The sequence below is a fragment of the Streptomyces sp. ALI-76-A genome (genome assembly GCF_030287445.1).
Classification (GTDB): domain Bacteria; phylum Actinomycetota; class Actinomycetes; order Streptomycetales; family Streptomycetaceae; genus Streptomyces.
Genome location: NZ_JASVWB010000002.1, coordinates 4,707,169 through 4,728,639 on the forward strand (window position 1 = coordinate 4,707,169; position 21,471 = coordinate 4,728,639).

The following is a 21,471-nucleotide window of genomic DNA, read 5'->3' on the forward strand; positions in this document are numbered from 1 at the left end:
TGGTCCGCGAACGACGTGTGCCGTTGTCAGCCCAGCCTGGCGAAGCCGTAGTTGAGCAGCTTCTTCGCGTCCGTCTCCCGCTGGGTCGCGCTGGTGGAGGAGAGGACCGTGCCGTAGACCGTCTTGCCGTTGCGGGTGGCGGCGAAGACGAGGCAGTACCCGGCCTCGGAGCCGGAGCCGGTCTTCACGCCGATGGCGCCGCTGTAGTTGCTGAGCAGGGTGTTGGTGTTCTTCCACGTGGCCATCGTGCGGGTGCTGCCCGTCTTGGTGATGGTCTTCGCGGTGTACGCCTTCGTCTTCACGATCGTGCGGAACGAGGAGTTCTTCATCGCGCTGCTGGCGAGCTTCGTCAGGTCCTTCGGCGTGGAGTAGTTCGCTCCGTTGCCGATGCCGTCGAACGAGTCGAAGTGCGTGTTCGTCAGCCCGAGGCTCTTCGCGTTGGCGTTCATCTTGCCGATGAACGACTTGACGCGGGCGGCGCGCGTGGTGCCCGAGCCGAACTTGTCGGCCAGCGCGTACGCGGCGTCGCAGCCCGAGGGCAGCATCAGCCCGTACAGGAGCTGGCGGACGGTGACCTTGTCACCGACGATCAGCCGGGCGGACGAGGCGCCCTTCGACACGATGTAGTCGCTGTACGCCTTCTGGATCGTCACCTTGGCGTCGAGGTTCAGGTTCGGCTGCGCCAGGACGACCTTCGCGGTCATGATCTTCGTCGTGGAGCCGGTGGAACGCCTCGTGGTCGCGGCCTTGCTGTACAGACCTGCGCCGTTCGCGTTGTTCATCACGTAGCCGCCCTTGGCGGCGATCGTCGGCGCGGCGACGGCCTGCGCGGGGGCCGCGGTGAGGGCTCCGGTCGTGAGCACGGCGCCGACGGTCACGGTGACAGCGGCGGCTCGGCGGAAGCGGGCGACCTTGAAGCCGCCCTTGATGCCGGTTATCAACTGAGATACCCCGATTGTCTCGAATGCCCGTGAAATGCGGCCGGGTTGACGTGTGGCGAGGAAAGTGGGGCCGCAGGTGTGTGACATGTAACTAGCACAGAAGGTTGTGCTGTTGCTGGGCCGGGGTGGGGATCTTTGCCGGAAGGTGCCCCTTTCGTGTGACGCGGCACCCGCCACTGTCCCGTATGCCGGACGAGCCGCCGTCATGGGTACGTGTTGTATCTATGATGTCCGCATGAGTCTGGCCGTGAAGCACCCTCCCGCCGCCGACCGTGTCTACACCCACGTCAAGCAGGGCGTTCTCGACCGCCGTTACGAAGGCGGCACCCTCCTCACCGAGGGCGAGCTCGCCGAGGCCGTCGGCGTCTCCCGGACTCCCGTACGGGAAGCGCTGCTCCGGCTGGAGGTGGAAGGGCTGCTCAAGCTCTACCCGAAGAAGGGAGCGCTCGTCCTGCCCGTCTCCGCCCAGGAGATCAAGGACGTCGTCGAGACCCGCTTCCTGGTCGAGGAGCACGCGGCGCGCAAGGCCGTACCGCCGCCCGCCGGGCTCATCGAGCGGCTGGAGGCGCTGCTGGCCAGGCAGAAGGAGCAGGCCGCCGCCGGCGACCTCGCGGGGGCCGCCGTCACCGACCGCAGCTTCCACGCCGAGATCGTCCGCAGCGGCGGCAACGAGATCCTCTCCCGGCTCTACGACCAACTCCGCGACCGGCAGCTGCGCATGGGCGTCGCCATCCTGCACTCCCACCCCGACCGGGTGGCCAAGACCCTGACCGAGCACGAGGAGATTCTCGACGCGCTGCGCTCCGGGGATCCGGAGGTCGCGGTCGACGTCGTCCACCGGCACGTCGGCTGGTTCGCGCACCTGGCGCGGGGTGAGGTGCGATGAGTTCGTCGTCCGTCACCGTGCCGGGTGACCCGCCCGGCGGCCGGCGCGCGATGGCCGTGTGGGGCGTCGGCGTCTCCGTCTACTTCGTCGCCGTCATCTTCCGTACGTCCCTGGGGGTCGCCGGCCTCGACGCGGCCGACCGCTTCCAGGTGAACGCCTCGGCGCTGTCGACCTTCTCCATCCTCCAGCTCCTGGTCTACGCGGGCATGCAGATACCCGTCGGTCTGCTGGTCGACCGGCTCGGCACGAAGAAGGTGCTGGCCCTGGGCGCGGTCCTCTTCACGGTCGGGCAGCTCGGGTTCGCCTTCTCCCCGTCGTACGGCATGGCCCTCGCCTCGCGCGCGCTGCTGGGCTGCGGCGACGCCATGACCTTCATCGCCGTGCTGCGGCTCGGCTCCCGGTGGTTCCCGGCCCGGCGCGGCCCGATGGTCGCTCAGTCCGCGGGGCTGATCGGCATGGCGGGCAACCTGGTGTCCACCCTCGTCCTGGCGCGGCTGCTGCACGGCGTCGGCTGGACGGCGGCCTTCGCGGGCAGCGCGCTCGCCGGAGCCGTCGTCCTGGTGCTTCTGCTGCTGTTCCTGAAGGACCACCCCGCGGGGTACGAGCCGCAGCCGTTCCCGCACCAGGGGGTGAAGTACGTGCGCCGGCAGATCGCCGCGTCCTGGCGTGAGCCGGGGACGCGGATGGGGCTGTGGGTGCACTTCACGACCCAGTTCCCGGCGATGGTGTTCCTGCTGCTGTGGGGGCTGCCCTACCTGGTCGAGGCGCAGGGACTGTCGCGGGCCACGGCGGGGGAGCTGCTGACACTCGTCGTGCTGTCGAACATGGTGATCGGGCTGGTGTACGGGCAGGTCATCGCCCGGCACCACGGGGCCCGGCTGCCCCTGGCGCTGGGCACCGTGGGGGCGACGGCGCTGATGTGGGCGGTGACGCTGGCGTACCCCGGCGAGCACGTGCCCATGTGGCTGTTGATCACGCTGTGCGCGGTGATGGGGGCGTGCGGGCCCGCGTCGATGATCGGGTTCGACTTCGCGCGGCCGGCGAATCCGCCGGAGCGGCAGGGGACCGCCTCCGGGATCACCAACATGGGCGGCTTCGTCGCCTCGATGACGACGCTGTTCGCGATCGGGGTGCTGCTGGACGCGACCGGGGACGACTACCGCGTCGCGTTCTCGGCGATGTTCGTGCTCCAGGCGGTCGGGGTCGGCCAGATCCTGCGGCTGCGCGGGCGCACGGCCCGGCGGGAACGGGAACGGCTGGTCGCCAGCCGGGTGGAGACGGTGCACGTCCCCGCGTAGCGGCCGGCGTCGGCGCGGGCGTTCCGGGGGCCACCGCCCCCAGCGCACCGCCCCGGCCCGTACGGCCCTGCCCTCCCACCGTGTCCGCCCAACGGACAGGCCGAGCGCACCGACCGGCCCTGCCGTCCCGCTACGGCGTCACGGAGAAGTTCCGCAGGATCGCACCGGTGAGCGCCGGATCCCCCTCCGCCTTCACGCGGTCCGCCGCCTGCTCCGGGGTCACGCGCCCGCAGGCCAGCCGGACGTAGGTCTCCCAGTCGAGGCTCAGGGTGGCGGCGGGGCCCAGCGCCGGGGTGGACTCGAGCGTGCCGCGGCCCTGGATGTCGACGCGGATGGTGCGCAGGAACTCGATGGGCCCGTGCACGTCGAAGACGACCGCCGAGCTGCGCGGGGCGTCGGCCTTGACCGCGACGACGTCGGGGAGCGCGGCGAGCAGCACGTCACGGGCGATGTGCGCGCCGGGGGAGTCGAGGTTGCCGGGGTGGCCCAGCGCGGTGCGCAGGTCCTGTTCGTGCACCCACACGTTGAACGCGTGGCTGCGCATGGCGTCCTCGAGGGTGAGTTCCGTGCCCAGCGGGCCGCGCACCTTGGTGCCCGGGTCGCGCGACTCGTTGCGCAGCTGGCGGTTGCGGCGGATGACCACGTACTCCAGCTCGGAGGTCATCTCGGGCGCGGTGTGGTGGCGCCGGACGTCGACCTGCATCTCCATGTAGCGCTGGTGGTCGTTGGTGACGTGGAACAGGTCGCGCGGCAGGGTGTGGATGGGGCGCGGGTCGCCGAGCATCTCGCAGTCCAGGCCGATGACGTGGGAGACCACGTCCCGCACCGACCAGCCGGGGCATGGGGTGCGCCGGTTCCACTCCCCCTCCACGAGCGGCAGTACCAGCTCGGATATCGCGTCGATGGAGTGGGTCCAGGCGTCGGCGTAGGGCTGGAGAGTGGGATGCAGACTCACGGAACGGGACCCCTCGGCGGTCGGTACTGGGCGGTTGTGACGGCGGCGTTGCCTGCGGGAGGTGGCTGTCGGCGGATGTCTTGGGAGTCCCCCGATTCGCGACTGCGCTCGAAGCGGGGGACCCCCAAGTTACGCTGCTCCAAGGCACCCCGGCAGTGCTTTCGTGTGACGATCGTAGGCCCGAGTGAACGGCTCGAATGCCAGGACGGTGGTAGTGTGCGCGCCTCTCTGATCCAAGTCGCCGTCGACGACGGCGAATCGGCCGACTCCCGACGGCGGCGCGTGGCCGCCCTGGTACGAGGTCAGGCCGGAGCCGATCTCGTCGTGCTGCCGGAGTTGTGGACCACGGGAGCCTTCGCCTTCGAGGAGTTCGCACGCGAGGCCGAGCCGCTCGAAGGGCCCACCTACGAGGCCATGGCCAAGGCGGCGAGCGACGCGGGCGTATGGCTGCACGCGGGCTCGATTCCCGAACGCGACCCCGAGGGGCCCCTCTACAACACCTCCCTCGTCTTCTCCCCCTCCGGCGACCTGGCCGCCGCCTACCGCAAGATCCACCGCTTCGGCTTCGACAAGGGCGAGGCCGTGCTGATGGGCGCGGGGAGCGAGCTGGTGACGGTCCGTCTGCCGGAGACGACCCTCGGTGTGGCCACCTGTTACGACCTCCGCTTCCCCGAACTCTTCCGCGGCCTCGTCGACGCCGGCGCCGAGACCCTGGTCATCCCCGCGGGCTGGCCGGAGCGCCGCCGGGCGCACTGGACGCTGCTGGCTCAGGCGCGGGCGGTGGAGAACCAGGCGTTCGTGCTCGCGTGTGGAACGGCCGGGACGCACGCGGGGGTTCCGCAGGCGGGTCACTCGATCGTGGTCGATCCGTGGGGCGAGGTCCTGGCGGAGGCGGGCGCCGGCGAGGAGACCCTCACCGTGCACCTCGACCCGGCGAAGGTCGCGACGACCCGGGAACAGTTCCCCGCCCTCAAGGACCGGATGCTCGGGCTGAGCGCCCCCGGCCGTTAGCCCTCCCGCTCCTTCTCCGCCAGGTGGATCACGCACACCGCCACCGCGATCAGCAGCGCCGGGTCCGCGTCGTCCCGTACGACGTCGACGCCGTAGGTCTCGCGGACGCGCAGCCACCGGCGGGAGATCACGGCGAGGAGTTCGCCGTCGTACTCGACGGCGAACTCGCGGTCGAGGATCTTGCCGCTGACGTCGAGCTCGGTGCGGCCGTCCGCCAGGGCGACCCGGTAGTGGTTGCGCAGCAGCGACAGCCGCTTGCGCCGGATCGTCGCGAGCGGCTCGCCCTCGCGTTCGATCACCATGGTGTCCCTGAGGGCGAACATCTTCTGGCGGATGTCGATGAGGACGCGCCCCTGCGTGTCCTTCAGCTCGAAGGTGTCCCGCAGCCGCATCGCCTTGCCGTCGACGAGGAACACCCGGTTGCCCTGGTCGTCCTCGATCCAGTAGTCGTCACCGATGCCGAGGAGCCGGTCGCGCACGAGGAATCTCATGAGACCAGGGCTTCCCCGCCACCGGGTCCGAAACGCCGCCGGTAGGCCGACGGGCTGAGTCCGGTCTCGCGCCGTACCCGCGCGCGGAGGTTCGCGGCCGTCCCCAGCCCGCTCCTCGCCGCCACCACGTCGAGCCGCTCCTCCCCGCGCTCGATCAGCCGGCAGGCCAGTGCCACCCGCTCCCCGGTCAGCCAGGCCAGCGGGGTCGTGCCGAGCTGGGCGCGGAAGCGCCGGTGCAGTGTCGCGGGGGACACCGCCGCCCGCGCGGCCAGACCGGCCACCGTCAGCGGCTCCCCCAGCCGCTCCTGCGCCCACGCCAGCAGCGGACCGAGCGACTCGTCCGGAACGTGCGGCACCGGCCGCTCCACGAACTGCCGCTGGCCGCCGTCCCGGTGCGCGGCGAACACCAGCCGCCGGGAGACGTGGTTGGCCACCTCGGCGCCGTGGTCCCGGCGTACGACATGAAGGCCGAGGTCGAGGGCCGACGCGCTCCCCGACGCGGTCAGGATGTCGCCGTCGTCGACGAACAGCACGTCGGGTTCCAGCCGGACCCGCGGGAACCGTGCGCGGAAGGAGTCCGCCCACATCCAGTGGCAGGCCGCCCGCCGCCCGTCCAGCAGCCCGGCCTCCGCGAGCGTGAACGCGCCGGAGCAGAAGCCGACCAGCCGGGCGCCACGCGCGTACGCCCGGCGTACGGCTTCCAGGACGCGCGGGTCGCGCGGGGTGTCGGTGTCGGGCCGGTTCGGCACGATCAGCGTGTCCGCCCGGTCGACCGCCTCCAGGCCGGCGACGCCGGTGAGCGTGAAGAACCCGTCCCGCATCCGGGTCTCCGGCTCGGCGGCGCACAGCGCGAAGTCGTACAGCTCACGGCCCAGTTCGGGTCGGCGCAGCCCGAAGATCTCGATCGCGCAGCTCATCTCGAACGGGTTGGAGTTCTGGTCCACGACCAGGACCACGGTGTGCGGCTGCGAGGATCCTTTCGGCATGTGCGATTCCTAGCACTCGTACGCCGGTCCGGGCACCCCGCACGATGACCGCATGGAACCCATCGCGCTGTCCGACGCCCTCGCCTCCTTCACCGAGCGGTGGAGCCCCCGCATCGTCACCGCCGTCAACGACTACGACGTCCGCCTCGCGAAGGTCGAGGGCGAACACGTGTGGCACGTCCACGACCACACTGACGAGTTCTTCCTGGTCCTGGACGGCGAACTGCACATCGCCCTGCGGGACGCGGCGGGCGAGCGCACGGTCGTCCTGCCCAAGGGCTCGGCCTTCACGGTCCCGCGCGGCACGGAGCACAAGCCGTACGCCCCCGAGCCGACCGCGCTCCTCCTCTTCGAGCCCACGGGCACCCTCACGGTCGGCGACCGCCACGACGAGGTACCGGACCACGTGGACGCCACCACGGGGCACGCGCTGACCTGACGGGCGGGGCCGACCGGAGGCTCCGGTGGCAGCCTCCGGCGACGGCGACCTGCCCACCGGACACCCGGCCCGTCACGTGCGCCGGAGCGGGACAGGGGCGTGCCGGCCCGCCTCACCGGGGTCGCGCCGGACCGGCTGCCCCGGTGCTAGTGCCGTGGCAGGCAACGTTCGCCCCGTCGCGACGCCCGGCACGCCCTCTCGCCGCACCGGCCGAAAGCCCAAGTACATCCAGTACGAGGGCTTCCGGCCGGCACGCCGAGAGCACGCACCGGACGCCGCTCCTTGACGGGCAAACGTTGCCTGCCACGGCACTAGCAGGCCTGGACGGCTCCGGAACCGCGCCGGGCCGTCGGTCAGCTGCGGCGCGGGCGAGGGGCCAGCTTGTAGAGGGCCACGCCCGCGGCCACCAGCGTGGTGGCGGCGACCATCAGGGCCATGCTGTTGATCCACATGCCGGTGGCGGCCAGGGTGGCACCGCCCGCACCGGTGGTGCCGGCGCCGATGACTTTTCCGTACATGGTCGTTCTCCTCAGGGGTGGTGCGGCGGTGCGTGGGGGGCGGTTCAGGTGGTCACCCACTGCTCCTCGCTGCGGCGCAGCAGGCCCCACAGGGAGGAGAAGTAGACGGCGTGCTGGAACAGGTCGTAGAGCATCTCCGGGATCATCAGCGCCGCGACCAGGACGGCCCGGGGGCCGGCGCGGCGCACGGAGACGGTCTTCTCGACCATGAAGATCAGGCCGATCGAGGTCCAGAACGGGGAGAGGCCGGGCCAGCCGTACAGGGTCGTGTACGTGGTCATGAAGGTGAGGTAGACGAGGAAGGACAGCGCGCCGAAGCCCATCAGGAACTGCTGGACGAAGTAGCGGGCGGTGACCCGGGTCCAGCCGTAGTCGCGCAGGTTCTCCAGGGCGCCGCGCTGCCAGCGCAGGCGCTGGTGCCACAGCTTGCCCAGGGTGGGCATGACCTCGGTGGTGACCGCGCAGGCGGCCGGGGACATGGTGCGGTAGCCGAGGGTCTTGACCGCCTTGGTCATCTCGTCGTCCTCGGTCAGCGAGGCGAGGCTGTAGTAGCTCGTGCCGCCGCCGATCACCCCGTCGCGGCGGGCGGCGCGCACCTCGCGCAGGACCCGCGCGCGGAACATGGTCCCGGTGCCGGTGAGGACCTGGGCCTTGCCGCCGGTGCGCTCCAGTTCCCAGGCGTAGCGGTGGAACTCCATGCGCTGGAGCAGTCCGAGGAAGCCGCCGCCCGGTTCGCCGTAGAAGACGCCGCCGACCGCGCCCACCTTGCGGTTGAAGGTGCCGACGGCGGTCTCGGTGAAGCGGGGGTCGAGGACGGTGTCGGCGTCCTGCACCAGCAGCAGGTCCCGGTCGTCCAGGTGCGGCAGCATCCAGGCGATGGCCTGGTTGAGGGCGCCGGCCTTCCGGTGCGTGTTGCCCCGCGTGACGAAGACCTGCGCGCCGTGGGCCGTGGCGACGGCGGCGGTGTCGTCGGTGCAGTTGTCGGTGACGACCACGACGAGGTCCGGCCGCCGGGTCTGGTCCCACAGGCCCTGGATGGCCGCCGCGATGCGGTCCTGCTCGTTGTGGGCCGGTATCAGCACCGCCAGACGCGGCACCGGGCCGGGTTCGTCGGGAGCCGCGTGCGCCCTGCGGGCGGCGTGACGGCCGGGGCGGCCGCGGTGCGGATCGTGTCCCGCGACGGCCACGGGGGCAGCGAGATCGAGCACGTGGAGCCCCCCGGGGTGCTGTGGAGCGGCCCGGTACCGCTCTCCCCCCGGGCCTCAGGACTCCCGATTCTTTACGATATTCACACAAGGGCACAAGACACCCCCGGTCACGGAATGCTCAAGGTTGTGCCGCTTGCCCTGTGCATGCCGTGCCGGGGGTCCTGTGCCGCTCCGGCCCATGTGTCCGGGTTCCGGTGTGCCGTCCTGTATCTGCCGAGACGTCAGACGCCGTAGCCGTCGCTGTATCCGTCCCTGCGGGTGGTGCGCCGTTCCTCTTCGACGACCGGCGTCGCGGGCGGCACCACGACCCGCCTGCGTCGGGCGATGCTGCTGAACGTGCTGACGCCGATCAGCCCGACGATCATCAGAATGATGCCGACCAGGTCGAGGTTGACACCCTCCATGTCCCAGTCGGTCGCGAACGTGAGGATGGCTCCCACGGCGATGAGGATGATGCATCCGCCGAGGCCCATGAGTGTTGCCTCCCTTGTCCGGTCCGGTCGTTCCGGTCCGAGACTGCGTGTACCCCGGCTGTCAACCCCCATGCCGTACCGGCCCGTTCCGGAACGGGGCTACCCCTCCAGGAACGCCGTCATCGCGTTCGCCAGCAGGTACGGGTCGTCCGCGCCGCACAACTCCCGGACGCTGTGCATCGACAGGATCGCCACGCCGATGTCGACGGTGCGGATGCCGTGGCGGGCCGCGGTGATCGGCCCGATCGTGGTGCCGCAGGGCATGGAGTTGTTGGACACGAAGGACTGGAAGGGCACGTTGGCCCTCTCGCAGGCGTCGGCGAAGATCGCGCGGCCCGAACCGTCCGTGGCGTAGCGGTTGTTGACGTTGACCTTGAGGATCGGACCGCCGTTGACGCGCGGGTGGTGCGTCGGGTCGTGGCGCTCCGCGTAGTTGGGGTGCACCGCGTGGCCGGTGTCGGAGGACAGGCAGACGGTGCCCGCGAAGGCGCGCGCCCGGTCCTCGTACGAGCCTCCGCGCGCGAACACCGAACGTTCCAGCACCCCGCCGAGCAGCGGTCCGTCCGCGCCGGTGTCCGACTGCGAGCCGTTCTCCTCGTGGTCGAAGGCGGCGAGCACCGGGATGCAGGGCAGGTCCGCGCTCTGGGAGACCGCCGCCAGCGCGGACACCCCGGCGTGCACGGACAGCAGGTTGTCCATGCGCGGCCCGGCGACCAGCTCCCGGTCGCGGCCCAGGTAGGCCGGCGGCTCCACGGAATGGGTCATCAGGTCCCAGCCGGTCACCTCGCCCGCGCCGATCCCGCTCTCCTCCTCCAGGAAGGCGATCAGGTCGCCGTCCCGCACCTCGCGGCCCAGCCCCCACACGGGCTGGAGGTGCCGCTGCTTGTCGAGCTTGAGGCCCTCCGCCGACACCGAACGGTCCAGGTGGATGGCGAGCTGGGGCACCCGCAGCAACGGCCGGTCGATGTTCACCAGGCGCGTCGAGCCGTCCCGCAGGGTCAGCCGGCCCGCCAGGCCCAGGTCGCGGTCGAGCCAGGAGTTCAGCAGCGGCCCGCCGTAGATCTCCACGGCCACCTGGCGCCAGCCGTGCGCCCCCGCGTCGGGCAGCGGCTTGACCCGCAGGTTGGGGGAGTCGGTGTGCGCGCCGACGATCCGGAACGGTGTGTGCGGCGCGGCGCCCTCGGGGACGTACCAGGCCACGATCGCCCCGCCGCGCAGCACATACCTGCCGCCGCTGCCCGCAGCGGACACCGGTGATGCCTCCGCGTCCCAGGCGTCCGTCTCCGAGACCTGCCGGAAACCGGCCTTCTCCAGCCGCTCGGCCGCGTTCGCCACCGCGTGGTACGGCGAGGGGCCGGCCGCCAGGAACGACATCAGGTCATCGGTGAGTCCGCGGTCGAAGCGGGAGGGTGCGCTCATGGGTTCACCTTAACGACGGACGAAGGCCCGCTCCCCCTCACCGGGAAGCGGGCCTTCGTCAGGGCTGTCCGTGGAGGGACGGGGCTCAGAAGGCGGCCTCGTCCAGCTCCATCAGGTCCAGCTCGACGCCCTCGGCGACCTTGCGGGCCAGGGTCACGCCGGGCAGGACCTCGGCCGCGAAGAACTTCGCCGCCGCGATCTTGCCGGTGTAGAACGCCTTGTCCTTCGCGGAGGCCGTCTCCAGCTTCTCGGCGGCTATCGCGGCGCCCTTCAGCAGCAGGTAGCCGACGACGACGTCACCGGAGGCCATCAGCAGACGGGTCGTGTTCAGGCCGACCTTATAGATGTTCTTGACGTCCTGCTCGGTGGCCGCGAGGTCGGTCAGCATCAGCCCGACGATGGCCTCCAGCTCGACGGCGGCCTTGGCCAGGTGCTCGCGGGCGCCCGCCAGCTCCTCGCCGCCGGTGCCCAGCGCCAGGAACTTCTTGATGTCCTCGGCGAGGGAGTTCAGGGCCGCCCCCTGGTTGCGGACGATCTTCCGGAAGAAGAAGTCCTGCCCCTGGATCGCGGTGGTGCCCTCGTACAGGGTGTCGATCTTGGAGTCCCGGATGTACTGCTCGATCGGGTACTCCTGGAGGAAGCCGGAGCCGCCGAAGGTCTGCAGGGACTGGGCGAGCAACTCGTAGGCCTTCTCGGAGCCGTAGCCCTTCACGATCGGCAGGAGCAGGTCGTTGAGGGCGTGATCGGCGGAGGCGTCCTCGCCGTTCGTCTCCTTGACCTGGATCTCGTCCTGGACGGCCGCGGTGTACATCACCAGGGCGCGCATGCCCTCCGCGTACGCCTTCTGCGTGATCAGCGCGCGGCGGACGTCAGGGTGGTGGGTGATGGTGACCTTGGGCGCGCTCTTGTCCATGAAGTTGGCGAGGTCCGGGCCCTGGACGCGCTCCTTGGCGTACTCCAGCGCGTTCAGGTAGCCCGTCGACAGCGTGGAGATCGCCTTCGTGCCGACCATCATCCGCGCGAACTCGATGATCCGGAACATCTGGCGGATGCCGTCGTGCTTGTCGCCGATCAGCCAGCCCTTGGCGGGGTGGCGGTCGCCGAAGGTCATCTCGCAGGTGTTGGAGGCCTTCAGGCCCATCTTGTGCTCGACGTTCGTCGCGTAGACGCCGTTGCGCTCGCCCAGCTCGCCGGTCTCGAAGTCGAAGAGGTACTTCGGCACGAGGAAGAGGGACAGGCCCTTGGTGCCGGGGCCGGCGCCCTCGGGACGCGCGAGCACGTAGTGGAGGATGTTCTCCGACATGTCGTGCTCACCGGACGTGATGAAGCGCTTCACGCCCTCGATGTGCCAGGAGCCGTCCTCCTGCTGGACGGCCCTGGTGCGGCCGGCGCCCACGTCCGAGCCGGCGTCCGGCTCGGTGAGCACCATGGTGGAGCCCCACTGGCGGTCCACGGCGATCTTCGCGATGTGCTTCTGCACCTCGTTGCCCTCGTCGAAGAGGATGCCCGCGAAGGCCGGGCCGGAGGAGTACATCCACACGGCCGGGTTGGCGCCCAGGATCAGCTCCGCGTACGCCCAGATCAGCGAACGGGGCGAGGTGGTGCCGCCGATCTCCTCGGGCAGGCCGAGGCGCCAGTACTCGGAGTCCATGAAGGCCTGGTAGCTCTTCTTGAAGGACGCCGGTACGGGCGCGGTGTTCGTCTCCGGGTCGAAGACCGGCGGGTTGCGGTCGGCGTCGGCGAACGACTCCGCCAGCTCGTTCTCCGAGAGGCGCGTCAGCTCCTCCAGGATGCTCTTCGCGGTGTCCGTGTCCATCTCCGCGAACGGACCGGTCCCGTACAGCTTGTCGCGCCCGAGGACCTCGAAGAGGTTGAACTCGATGTCGCGGAGATTCGACTTGTAGTGCCCCATGGCGACGGCTCCGTAGCGGGTCGGCGAGGCACTGGCTCCTCGCACCTGATTCACATACCAACAAGTAGCTACGATGATGCTACCCGTCGGTAATAAGAAGCAACCCCGAACCGGTCACCTGTGACAGGTCACACCGGAACCGTCGGTGTCGCCGTGTAACCCCGCGTGACATCGCCCGTCACCGCCGCCAGCTGCTGCTCGTGGCCGTCGCCGAAGATCCCGTCCGTCTCGGCGACACATGCTTCAGGGGCGGGACGGACGCAGGAGAGGTCTCTGAGGTGCTCGTGGACCTCTTCGTCGTGCTGATGTCCGTGTGGCCGTGTCCCCGTATCCCCTTGCTCTGATTTCCCGTGCCGTGCCGTTCCGCAGTGTCCTCTCGGTACTCTTGCGGTCATGTACGGCTACGACCAGAACGTCGGCGCTCAGCAGCAGTACGCCCCGCCGCAGCAGCCCATGTCCGGCGGCTACGGGCAGCAGCAGCCGCTGTACCCGGAGCCGTCCCCGCCCTCGCTCGCGGACGCGGTGCGCGCCTTCACCACCGGGCAGGTGACCGCCGAGGACTTCCAGCAGGTCTTCGCGACCTCGAAGGTCTACTGCCCGCGCGGTGACAACCCCGGATTCCTCGCCCTGCACAACACCCAGCAGCCGGTGATCCCGATGTTCACCTCGCTCAAGGAGCTGCGGCGGTACGCGGGCAAGGAGTCCAAGTACTTCGTGATCACCGGCGCCGAGGTGATCGACCTGCTCCCGACCGGGTACGGCTTCGTCCTCGACATGGAGGGCGAGCACCGCATGGTCTTCGACGCGAAGGCCGTGGAGCAGATGGTCGAGTTCGCGATGCGGCGGATGTACGGATAGCGGCCGGCCGATCCTGGTCGCGCGGTCTCCGGAGGCCGGTGCCCTGCACCGGCCTCCGGCGCTGTCCGCGTCCGCCGCCCGACGGCTGGGTGCCGCACAGGCGACGGCTGGGTGCCGCACGGGCGACGGCTGGGTGCCGCACGGGCGACGGCCCGATGGTCCGGCGGGAATGCCTGCCCCGCCTTCTCCGTTAGGGGTGGCAGGAAGTTCAACGCTCAACTAAACTCGTTGCACAAGGAGGTACCGACATGCCTGCAGTGACCGTCGAGAACCCGCTGACGCTGCCGCGAGTCGCCGCACCCGCCGACGCCGTGGCCCGTCCCGTGCTCACCGTCACGACCGCGCCGAGCGGTTTCGAGGGCGAGGGCTTCCCGGTGCGACGGGCGTTCGCCGGGATCAACTACCGCCACCTGGACCCCTTCATCATGATGGACCAGATGGGCGAGGTGGAGTACGCGCCCGGGGAGCCGAAGGGCACCCCGTGGCACCCGCACCGCGGCTTCGAGACCGTCACGTACATCATCGACGGGATCTTCGACCACCAGGACTCGCAGGGCGGTGGCGGCACCATCACCGACGGCGACACCCAGTGGATGACGGCGGGCTCCGGCCTGCTGCACATCGAGGCCCCGCCGGAGCACCTGGTCATGTCCGGCGGCCTCTTCCACGGCCTCCAGCTGTGGGTGAACCTGCCGGCCAAGGACAAGATGATGGCGCCCCGCTACCAGGACATCCGCGGCGGCACCGTCCAGCTGCTCGCCTCCCCCGACGGCGGCGCGCTCCTCAGGGTCATCGCCGGTGAGCTGGACGGGCACGAGGGTCCCGGCATCACGCACACCCCGATCACGATGGTCCACGCGACGCTGGCGCCGGGCGCGGAACTCACCCTGCCGTGGCGCGAGGACTTCAACGGCCTGGCGTACGTGCTGGCGGGCCGCGGAGCGGTGGGCGCCGAGCGCAGGCCGATCCACCTGGGCCAGACGGCCGTCTTCGGCGCCGGCTCCTCGCTGACCGTCCGCGCGGACGAGCAGCAGGACTCGAACACGCCGGACCTGGAGGTCGTCCTCCTCGGCGGCCAGCCGATCCGTGAGCCGATGGCCCACTACGGCCCGTTCGTGATGAACACCCGCGACGAGCTCCAGCAGGCGTTCGACGACTTCCAGAAGGGCCGCCTGGGCACGATCCCGGCGGTACACGGGATGACCGAGGGCGGGCTGTAACTCCCGGCCCCGCCACCGGAACGCCCGACGCGCCATCGGCGGCCGGTGCGTCTCCGATACGGTACGCCCCGGCCCGAGAGCCGCTCACTTCGTACAGCGGCTCTCGGGCCGGTGTCATGACCTGGGGTATTGCGCGGTACGTCGCTCTGGCCGACGCATCGCGCACTATCGTCGGCGTAGTGGCGTGATGCTGCGAGACGCGGGCGACCCGAGCCGGCGGGGAGCTGTGTACCCCTCAAGAAGTGGCCGGGGAGTCCCCGTCCCGGTCGTCCGCGTCCTCTGTGGACGACTCGTAGAGCTCGAACCATGTGCTCTTGCCCTCGCCTCGAGGGTCCACTCCCCACGCGTCCGCGAGCAGGTCCATGAGGACCAGGCCCCGGCCGGACGATGCCAGTTCGCCGGGTCTGCGCTTGTGGGGGAGGTCGTCGCTGGTGTCGGTGACCTCGACCCGGATGCGGCGGGTGCCCGGTCCGCCGCGTACCTCGGCCAGCAGCAGGGCGTCCGCGTCGGTGTGGACCAGGACGTTGGTCAGGGTCTCGGAGAGCAGCAGGACCGCCGAGTCGACCTGGTCCGCCGATCTCCAGTCGTGCAGGAGTTCCCGCAGTTGCTGACGGGCCACCGCCACCCGCTCCGGTTCCGCCTGGGCCACCGACAGCATCGTGCGGCGGACCAGGGGGCGTACGGCCACCGTGTCGCCGCAGCCGCAGTTCGCACCCTGCCGGCAGAGCAGCAGGACGGCGGTGTCGTCCTCGCGGCGGTCGGCCAGCGGGCCGGTGGTGTGGTGGGAGGACGGGCCGTGCACCGCCTGGACCAGGGCGTCGGCGAGTTCCTCCAGGTCGCCCTCGTGGCTCTCCAGGATCGTGCGGATGCGTTTCCAGCCGCTCTCCATGTCGTGGCCGCCGGTCTCGATCAGGCCGTCGGTGCAGATCAGCAGGGTCTCGGCGGGTTCCAGCGTGATCCGGGTGGTGGGGTAGTCGGCGTCCGGGTCGATGCCCAGCGGGAGACCGCCGGCCGTCGGGCGGGTGAGGACCGTGCCGTCCGCCATGCGGATCGCCGGGTCGGGATGGCCGGCGCGGGCGACGTCCAGGATGCCGGTCGTGGGGTCGACCTCCACGTACAGGCAGGTCGCGAAGCGGAGGTCCGAGGGGTCCTCGTCGCCGTACGTCATGCCGTGCAGGAAGCGGGAGGCGCGGGAGAGGACCGCGTCCGGGCGGTGGCCCTCCGAGGCGTACGCCCGCAGTGCGATCCGGAGCTGGCCCATCAGACCGGCCGCCCGGACGTCGTGGCCCTGGACGTCGCCGATGACCAGGGCGAAGCGGCCGTTGGGCAGCGGGATCATGTCGTACCAGTCGCCGCCGACCTGGAGGCCGCCGCCGGTCGGGACATAGCGGGCGGCGACGCTCATGCCCGGTATTCGGGGACCGAGCGTGGGCAGCATCGAGCGTTGCAGCCCGTCCGTCAGTTCCCGTTCCGACTCCGCCACGCCCGCCCGGGACAGGGCCTGCGCCAGCATCCTCGCGACCGTCGTCAGGACCGAGCGCTCGTCCGGGGTGAACGCCACCGGGTAGGCGAAGGCCGCCATCCACGCGCCCATCGTGCGGCCGGCCACCGTCAGCGGCAGGAACGCCCAGGACTGGCGGCTGAAGTGCTGGGCGAGCGGCCAGGTCACGGGGTAGCGGGACTTGTAGTCCTCGGGGGAGGAGAGGTAGACCGCGCGGCCGGTACGGACCACTTCGGCGGCCGGGTAGTCCGTGGCGAGGGCCATGTGGGAGAAGGGCCCCTCGTCACCGGGCCGGTGACCGTGGTGGCCGATGATCGTCAGCCGGTCGCCCTCCACACCGAAGACGGCCAGGCCGTCCGGGGAGAAACCGGGCATGGACAGACCGGCCGCGACCCGCAGCACCTCGGCCGTGGACCGGGCCTCGGCGAGCGCACGGCCCGCGTCCAGCAGGAACGCCTCCCGGGACCGGCGCCAGTCACCGGTGACCGGGGTGCGCGCGGCGGCGCCCGGCGGCGGCTCGGTGACCTCTTGGAGGGTGCCGACCAGCTCGTACTCACCGGTGGACGGGTCGACGGTCGGCTTGGAGCGGCTGCGTACGGTTCGGATGACCCGGCCGTGCTCGTCCATGATCCGCAGCCGGGCCTCGGCCAGAGTGCCCTCGGCGACGGCCAGCTGGACGATGCCGTCGATCTCGTTCCAGTCGACGGGGTGGAAGCGGGCGCGGATCGCGGCCTCCGAGACGGTGACCGCCTCCGCGGGCAGCCCGACCAGCCGCGCGGCCTCGGCATCCAGCGTGACGAGTCCCGCGGTGTTGTCCCAACGCCACAGGCCGGTCGCGAGGGCGGCGAGGACCTGCCCACGGCGGGCAGGGGCTCACCAGTGCGCATTGACCCACTCTAGGAACAGGCGGGCGAGGAGTGCCACTGATCAGCGGCCTCCAATAGTGGGGAGCCGATCGTGGGGTGCCCGGTACGCTGGGGAGGGTTTCACGTGAAACAACCCGTGGAACAGACCCCGATCTGCGAAGGCTGGATGAACGACGATGCATCGGTACAGGTCCCACACCTGCGGCGAGCTCCGCGCCTCTGACGTCGGTACCGACGTCCGGCTGAGCGGCTGGCTGCACAATCGGCGCGACCTGGGCGGCATCCTCTTCATCGATCTGCGCGACCACTACGGCATCACGCAGCTCGTCGCCCGCCCCGGCACGCCCGCGTACGAGGCCCTCGACAAGCTGACCAAGGAGTCGACGGTCCGTGTCGACGGCCAGGTCGTCTCCCGTGGCGCCGAGAACGTCAACCCGGACCTGCCGACCGGCGAGGTCGAGGTCGAGGTCGGCGAGGTCGAGCTGCTCGGCGCGGCCCAGCCGCTGCCCTTCACCATCAACACCGAGGACGGGGTCAACGAGGAGCGGCGCCTGGAGTACCGCTTCCTGGACCTGCGCCGCGAGCGCATGCACCGCAACATCATGCTGCGGACGGCGGTCATCTCGGCGATCCGGCACAAGATGGTGGCCCTCGGCTTCAACGAGATGGCCACGCCGATCCTGACGGCGACCTCCCCGGAGGGCGCGCGCGACTTCGTCGTCCCCTCCCGGATCCACCCGGGCAGGTTCTACGCCCTCCCCCAGGCCCCGCAGCAGTTCAAGCAGCTGCTGATGATCTCCGGCTTCGACCGCTACTTCCAGATCGCGCCCTGCTTCCGCGACGAGGACGCCCGCGCCGACCGTTCGCCGGGCGAGTTCTACCAGCTCGACGTCGAGATGAGCTTCGTCGAGCAGGAGGACGTCTTCCAGCCGATCGAGAAGCTCATGACCGAGCTGTTCACGGAGTTCGGCGGCGGCCGCGAGGTCACCTCCCCCTTCCCGCGGATCCCGTTCCGCGAGTCGATGCTGAAGTACGGATCCGACAAGCCGGACCTGCGCGCCCAGCTGGAGCTCGTCGACATCACCGACATCTTCGAGGGCTCCGAGTTCAAGGCGTTCGCCGGCAAGCACGTGCGGGCGCTGCCGGTGCCGGACGTCTCCGCCCAGCCGCGCAAGTTCTTCGACCAGCTCGGTGACTACGCCGTCTCGCAGGGCGCGAAGGGTCTCGCCTGGGTGCGCGTGGCCGAGGACGGCTCGCTGACCGGCCCGATCGCCAAGTTCCTCACCGAGGACAACGTCGCCGAGCTCACCAAGCGGCTCTCGCTGGCCGCCGGGCACGCCGTGTTCTTCGGCGCGGGCGAGTTCGACGAGGTCTCGAAGATCATGGGCGCGGTGCGGGTCGAGGCCGCCAAGCGGGCCGGGCACTTCGAGGAGAACGTCTTCCGGTTCTGCTGGATCGTCGACTTCCCGATGTTCGAGAAGGACGAGGAGACCGGAAAGATCGACTTCTCGCACAACCCGTTCTCGATGCCCCAGGGCGGCATGGAGGCCCTGGAGAACCAGGACCCGCTGGACATCCTGGCCTGGCAGTACGACATCGTCTGCAACGGTGTCGAGCTGTCCTCCGGCGCGATCCGGAACCACGAGCCGGACATCATGCTCAAGGCGTTCGGGATCGCGGGCTACGACGAGGAGACCGTCGAGCGCGAGTTCGCCGGCATGCTCAGGGCCTTCCGCTTCGGCGCCCCGCCGCACGGTGGCATCGCGCCGGGCGTCGACCGCATCGTGATGCTGCTGGCCGATGAGCCCAACATCCGCGAGACGATCGCCTTCCCGCTCAACGGCAACGCCCAGGACCTGATGATGGGAGCGCCGACGGAGCTGGACGAGACGCGGCTGAGGGAGCTGCACCTGACGGTGCGCAAGCCGCAGCCGAAGTAGGACTCAGGGGACGGCCCGGGTAAGGCGGCCCGAGCGAGGCCACCCGAGTGGAGCGGCCGAGCAAGGCAAGCCTTCGAGAAGGCCTTCGCGTAGAGGGACCTGACATCGCCCGTCGATGTCAGGTCCCTTTCGCGCGCTCGGGGAGAAGGGGCCGTTCTCTCAGCTCATTGACGGAGTTCCTCTCTACCTTCCTGGCGCATGACAGCGAACGAGCAGCCTCACGAGGCAGCAGAAGCACGGGATGTCACACGCCGCCGGGGCGTCGCCGTGGACGCGGGCGTGGTCGCCGCGGCGCAGGCCGGAGTAAGGAGGATTGCTCCGGCAAGGGCCCGTGGCTACTCGCCTTCGAAGATCTCCGCGGTGGATGTGAGGCTTCGGTGCGTGCGATGCCGTTCACCGACATCCCTTTCCCCAGCGGTCGTGAAAGTCCAGGTGGGGAAGGGGCGGTGACACCCGGGTCTGCCGCGGATGCGCCCGGACTGCTCGTGGGTGACGTACCGAATCGCGGCCAGGAGTGGTCGACCTTGCGGTTTTCGACCCTCCTCCGCATGCCTACTTGGCCACGAACTGCGTGAGGATCGCCTGCACCTCGTAGATGTCGACGCCCTTGGTGAAGGTCTTCTGGATCGGGACGGAGTTGCCCGAGACCCAGATCTTCAGCTCGGCGTCGAGGTCGAAGGTGCCGGCGGTCTCCACCGCGAAGTGGGTGATGCTGCGGAACGGGATGGAGTGGTACTCCACCTTCTTGCCGGTGATGCCCTGCTTGTCGACCAGGAGCAGACGGCGGTCGGTGAACAGGATGACGTCACGCACCAGCTGGTACGCGGCCTGCACCTGCTCACCGGCGCCCATCAGACGCGCGTAGTCCTGCTGCGCCTGGCTCGGGTCGACGGTGTGCGCGTTTCCGAACATTCCCATGTGGATCCCCCCACTTGAATCGGCTCATGTGCCCGGGTGCGTTCCGAAACGCCCGGCTCCACATGATCTTCGTGTTGTATACCGTCCGGGGGGCCGCCGTGTACAGGGGTGCAGGAAAGGTGAAGGCGGGCGGCAACCCATCGGCGTCCCGCGGCCACTGAGGGGATGACAGAACGTTCCACCCACTCGTAAGGATCCCCCTACGTGGCCTCCCCCTCCCACCGCCGGTCCCTCCGCAAGCGGCGCACCCTGATCGTCTCCACCGCCGCCGTCGCGACCGCCGGCCTCGGCGCCTCCTTCCTCGTGATGAACGCGAACGCGGACGCCGTCGACCTGTACCACCAGACGCTGGCCGCCAAGAACGGCTGGGCGTCCTCCGGCACCGGCACCACCGGCGGCGCGAAGGCCGACGCCGCGCACACCTTCACCGTCAGCACGCGCGCGCAGCTGGTGAAGGCGCTGGGGTCGGCCTCCGACACCACCCCCCGGATCATCAAGGTCAAGGGCACGATCGACGCCAACACCGACGACACGGGCAAGAAGCTGACCTGCGCGGACTACGCGGCGGGCACCGGCTACTCGCTGTCGGCGTACCTCAAGGCGTTCGACCCGGCGACGTACGGCACCTCGAAGCTGCCGTCGGGCACGCAGGAGACGGCCCGCGCCGCCGCCCAGGCCAAGCAGGCGAAGAACATCGTCTTCAAGGTGCCCGCCAACACGACGCTCGTCGGCGTCCCCGGCACCAAGGCCGGCATCACCGGCGGCAGCCTCCAGGTGAAGAGCGTCGACAACGTCATCATCCGCAACCTCACCTTCGCCGCCACCGAGGACTGCTTCCCGCAGTGGGACCCGACCGACGGCTCGGCGGGCGAGTGGAACTCCAACTACGACTCGGTCACCCTGCGCGGGGCGACCCACGTCTGGGCCGACCACAACACGTTCACCGACGCGCCGTTCTTCGACAGCGCGGAGAAGACGTACTTCGGCCGCAAGTACCAGATCCACGACGGCGCCCTCGACATCACCAACGGCTCCGACCTGGTGACCGTCGAGCGCAACCAGTTCACCAACCACGACAAGACGATGCTGATCGGCAGCAGCGACACCGACAGCGTCGGCAAGCTGCGCGTCTCCATCCACCACAACGTGTGGAAGGGCATCGTCCAGCGCGCTCCGCTGGCCCGCATCGGCCAGATCCACATCTACAACAACGTCTACGACACGACGACGCTGAACGGCTACGCGCCGAAGTACAGCATCGACTCCCGCGCGAAGGCGCAGGTCGTCGCGGAGCACAACTCCTGGACGGTCCCCGCCGGCGGCAAGGTCGCCAAGCTGCTCAGCGGCGACGGCACGGGCTCGGTGGCGGGTGGCGGCAACCTCGTCAACGGCACGGCGACGGATGTCGTGGCCGCGTACAACGCCGCGAACTCGAAGAAGCTGAAGACGACGGTCAACTGGACGCCGAACCTGACGGCGGGCCTGGAGACCTCGGCGAAGAACCTGCCGACCTCGCTGGCGACGACGACGGGCGCCGGGACGCTGTCGTAGGCGGCCGGAAACAGCCCCCGCGGGGCCCGGGAATCGCGCGACGGACTCCCGGGTCCTGCCGGTGGCGGGAACCCCCGCAC

At 70.2% G+C, this 21,471-nt stretch carries 18 protein-coding genes and 1 pseudogene; 8 read left to right on the forward strand and 11 right to left on the reverse strand.

Features of this window, described 5'->3' with window-relative positions; genetic code table 11:
• Positions 1-26: 26 nt before the first annotated feature.
• Complete coding sequence (locus QQS16_RS21985) at positions 27-941, reverse strand: D-alanyl-D-alanine carboxypeptidase family protein (RefSeq protein ID WP_286063557.1); 915 nt, start codon at positions 939-941, stop codon at positions 27-29.
• Positions 942-1,176: 235 nt separating this feature from the next.
• Between QQS16_RS21985 and QQS16_RS21990 the strand changes: the two genes are divergently transcribed.
• Both QQS16_RS21990 and QQS16_RS21995 read left to right on the forward strand, forming a co-directional pair.
• Positions 1,177-1,827 carry a GntR family transcriptional regulator gene (locus tag QQS16_RS21990; protein ID WP_286063558.1) on the forward strand — a complete coding sequence of 217 codons (651 nt, stop codon included), beginning with the start codon at positions 1,177-1,179 and terminating at the stop codon, positions 1,825-1,827.
• The gene (locus tag QQS16_RS21995; protein WP_286063559.1) at positions 1,824-3,125 is read left to right on the forward strand and encodes an MFS transporter; all 1,302 of its coding nucleotides are present in this window, start codon (positions 1,824-1,826) and stop codon (positions 3,123-3,125) included. The genes QQS16_RS21990 and QQS16_RS21995 overlap by 4 nt, the downstream gene beginning before the upstream one ends.
• Before the next feature lie 130 nt (positions 3,126-3,255).
• Here the strand turns inward: QQS16_RS21995 and QQS16_RS22000 are convergent, their stop codons facing one another.
• Positions 3,256-4,080, reverse strand: a complete 825-nt coding sequence (locus QQS16_RS22000; protein WP_286063560.1) for a maleylpyruvate isomerase family mycothiol-dependent enzyme — start codon at positions 4,078-4,080, stop codon at positions 3,256-3,258.
• A 216-nt stretch (positions 4,081-4,296) separates the two neighbouring features.
• Between QQS16_RS22000 and QQS16_RS22005 the strand changes: the two genes are divergently transcribed.
• A complete protein-coding gene (locus QQS16_RS22005) occupies positions 4,297-5,091 on the forward strand; it encodes a carbon-nitrogen family hydrolase (protein ID WP_286063561.1) in 795 nt (264 codons plus the stop codon).
• On the opposite strand, the gene QQS16_RS22010 is transcribed toward QQS16_RS22005, so the two are convergent.
• Together QQS16_RS22010 and QQS16_RS22015 are read right to left on the reverse strand one after the other, a co-directional pair.
• Positions 5,088-5,582 (reverse strand): LURP-one-related/scramblase family protein, encoded by a 495-nt coding sequence (locus tag QQS16_RS22010; RefSeq protein ID WP_286063562.1) that lies wholly within the window; start codon positions 5,580-5,582, stop codon positions 5,088-5,090. The two genes, QQS16_RS22005 and QQS16_RS22010, sit on opposite strands and share 4 nt — an antisense overlap.
• Positions 5,579-6,568 (reverse strand): helix-turn-helix domain-containing protein, encoded by a 990-nt coding sequence (locus QQS16_RS22015; protein WP_286063563.1) that lies wholly within the window; start codon positions 6,566-6,568, stop codon positions 5,579-5,581. Before QQS16_RS22015 ends, QQS16_RS22010 begins: the two co-directional genes overlap by 4 nt.
• Positions 6,569-6,620: 52 nt before the next feature.
• On the opposite strand from QQS16_RS22015, the gene QQS16_RS22020 reads away from it, so the two are divergent.
• Positions 6,621-7,007: a cupin domain-containing protein gene (locus tag QQS16_RS22020; protein WP_286063564.1), complete on the forward strand. Its 387-nt coding sequence runs from the start codon at positions 6,621-6,623 to the stop codon at positions 7,005-7,007.
• A 353-nt stretch (positions 7,008-7,360) separates the two neighbouring features.
• Here QQS16_RS22020 and QQS16_RS22025 read toward each other — a convergent pair whose 3' ends face one another.
• The 5 genes from QQS16_RS22025 to QQS16_RS22045 all read right to left on the reverse strand — a co-directional run bounded on the left by QQS16_RS22025 (position 7,361) and on the right by QQS16_RS22045 (position 12,537).
• A complete protein-coding gene (locus QQS16_RS22025; RefSeq protein WP_286063565.1) occupies positions 7,361-7,525 on the reverse strand; it encodes a hypothetical protein in 165 nt (54 codons plus the stop codon).
• A gap of 44 nt (positions 7,526-7,569) precedes the next feature.
• On the reverse strand, positions 7,570-8,622 hold the full coding sequence (locus tag QQS16_RS22030; protein ID WP_286066406.1) for a glycosyltransferase family 2 protein: 1,053 nt from the start codon (positions 8,620-8,622) through the stop codon (positions 7,570-7,572).
• A 332-nt stretch (positions 8,623-8,954) separates the two neighbouring features.
• Positions 8,955-9,206, reverse strand: coding sequence for a DUF6458 family protein (locus QQS16_RS22035; protein WP_286063566.1), 252 nt, complete (start codon positions 9,204-9,206; stop codon positions 8,955-8,957).
• Between the two features lie 99 nt (positions 9,207-9,305).
• Positions 9,306-10,625, reverse strand: coding sequence for a M18 family aminopeptidase (locus QQS16_RS22040; protein ID WP_286063567.1), 1,320 nt, complete (start codon positions 10,623-10,625; stop codon positions 9,306-9,308).
• Positions 10,626-10,710: 85 nt separating this feature from the next.
• Positions 10,711-12,537: an acyl-CoA dehydrogenase gene (locus QQS16_RS22045; protein WP_286066407.1), complete on the reverse strand. Its 1,827-nt coding sequence runs from the start codon at positions 12,535-12,537 to the stop codon at positions 10,711-10,713.
• Between the two features lie 393 nt (positions 12,538-12,930).
• On the opposite strand from QQS16_RS22045, the gene QQS16_RS22055 reads away from it, so the two are divergent.
• Together QQS16_RS22055 and QQS16_RS22060 are read left to right on the forward strand one after the other, a co-directional pair.
• Positions 12,931-13,395, forward strand: a complete 465-nt coding sequence (locus QQS16_RS22055) for an SseB family protein (RefSeq protein WP_030665616.1) — start codon at positions 12,931-12,933, stop codon at positions 13,393-13,395.
• Positions 13,396-13,643: 248 nt separating this feature from the next.
• Entirely contained in the window at positions 13,644-14,615 is a 972-nt protein-coding gene (locus tag QQS16_RS22060; protein ID WP_286063568.1) for a pirin family protein, read from the forward strand.
• Between the two features lie 235 nt (positions 14,616-14,850).
• On the opposite strand, the pseudogene QQS16_RS22065 reads toward QQS16_RS22060, so the two are convergent.
• A pseudogene (locus QQS16_RS22065) lies at positions 14,851-17,003 on the reverse strand (SpoIIE family protein phosphatase).
• 155 nt (positions 17,004-17,158) lie between these two features.
• On the opposite strand from QQS16_RS22065, the gene aspS reads away from it, so the two are divergent.
• Positions 17,159-18,922 carry an aspartate--tRNA ligase gene (aspS, locus tag QQS16_RS22070; protein ID WP_286063569.1) on the forward strand — a complete coding sequence of 588 codons (1,764 nt, stop codon included), beginning with the start codon at positions 17,159-17,161 and terminating at the stop codon, positions 18,920-18,922.
• A 552-nt stretch (positions 18,923-19,474) separates the two neighbouring features.
• Here the strand turns inward: aspS and QQS16_RS22075 are convergent.
• The gene (locus QQS16_RS22075; RefSeq protein WP_286063570.1) at positions 19,475-19,840 is read right to left on the reverse strand and encodes a PH domain-containing protein; all 366 of its coding nucleotides are present in this window, start codon (positions 19,838-19,840) and stop codon (positions 19,475-19,477) included.
• Between the two features lie 204 nt (positions 19,841-20,044).
• Between QQS16_RS22075 and QQS16_RS22080 the strand changes: the two genes are divergently transcribed.
• Entirely contained in the window at positions 20,045-21,391 is a 1,347-nt protein-coding gene (locus QQS16_RS22080) for a pectate lyase family protein (RefSeq protein ID WP_286063571.1), read from the forward strand.
• The last annotated feature ends 80 nt before the right edge of the window (positions 21,392-21,471 follow it).

What these genes read in the sequence shown, in the direction of transcription:
- QQS16_RS21990 (WP_286063558.1), top strand. Translation starts at nt 1,177, where the DNA reads ATGAGTCTGGCCGTGAAGCACCCTCCCGCCGCCGACCGTGTCTACACC.
- QQS16_RS22025 (WP_286063565.1), bottom strand. Translation starts at nt 7,525, where the DNA reads ATGTACGGAAAAGTCATCGGCGCCGGCACCACCGGTGCGGGCGGTGCC.
- QQS16_RS22075 (WP_286063570.1), bottom strand. Translation starts at nt 19,840, where the DNA reads ATGGGAATGTTCGGAAACGCGCACACCGTCGACCCGAGCCAGGCGCAG.
- QQS16_RS22060 (WP_286063568.1), top strand. Translation starts at nt 13,644, where the DNA reads ATGCCTGCAGTGACCGTCGAGAACCCGCTGACGCTGCCGCGAGTCGCC.
- QQS16_RS22045 (WP_286066407.1), bottom strand. Translation starts at nt 12,537, where the DNA reads ATGGGGCACTACAAGTCGAATCTCCGCGACATCGAGTTCAACCTCTTC.
- aspS (WP_286063569.1), top strand. Translation starts at nt 17,159, where the DNA reads ATGCATCGGTACAGGTCCCACACCTGCGGCGAGCTCCGCGCCTCTGAC.
- QQS16_RS22015 (WP_286063563.1), bottom strand. Translation starts at nt 6,568, where the DNA reads ATGCCGAAAGGATCCTCGCAGCCGCACACCGTGGTCCTGGTCGTGGAC.
- QQS16_RS22035 (WP_286063566.1), bottom strand. Translation starts at nt 9,206, where the DNA reads ATGGGCCTCGGCGGATGCATCATCCTCATCGCCGTGGGAGCCATCCTC.
- QQS16_RS22040 (WP_286063567.1), bottom strand. Translation starts at nt 10,625, where the DNA reads ATGAGCGCACCCTCCCGCTTCGACCGCGGACTCACCGATGACCTGATG.
- QQS16_RS22020 (WP_286063564.1), top strand. Translation starts at nt 6,621, where the DNA reads ATGGAACCCATCGCGCTGTCCGACGCCCTCGCCTCCTTCACCGAGCGG.
- QQS16_RS22055 (WP_030665616.1), top strand. Translation starts at nt 12,931, where the DNA reads ATGTACGGCTACGACCAGAACGTCGGCGCTCAGCAGCAGTACGCCCCG.
- QQS16_RS21995 (WP_286063559.1), top strand. Translation starts at nt 1,824, where the DNA reads ATGAGTTCGTCGTCCGTCACCGTGCCGGGTGACCCGCCCGGCGGCCGG.
- QQS16_RS22010 (WP_286063562.1), bottom strand. Translation starts at nt 5,582, where the DNA reads ATGAGATTCCTCGTGCGCGACCGGCTCCTCGGCATCGGTGACGACTAC.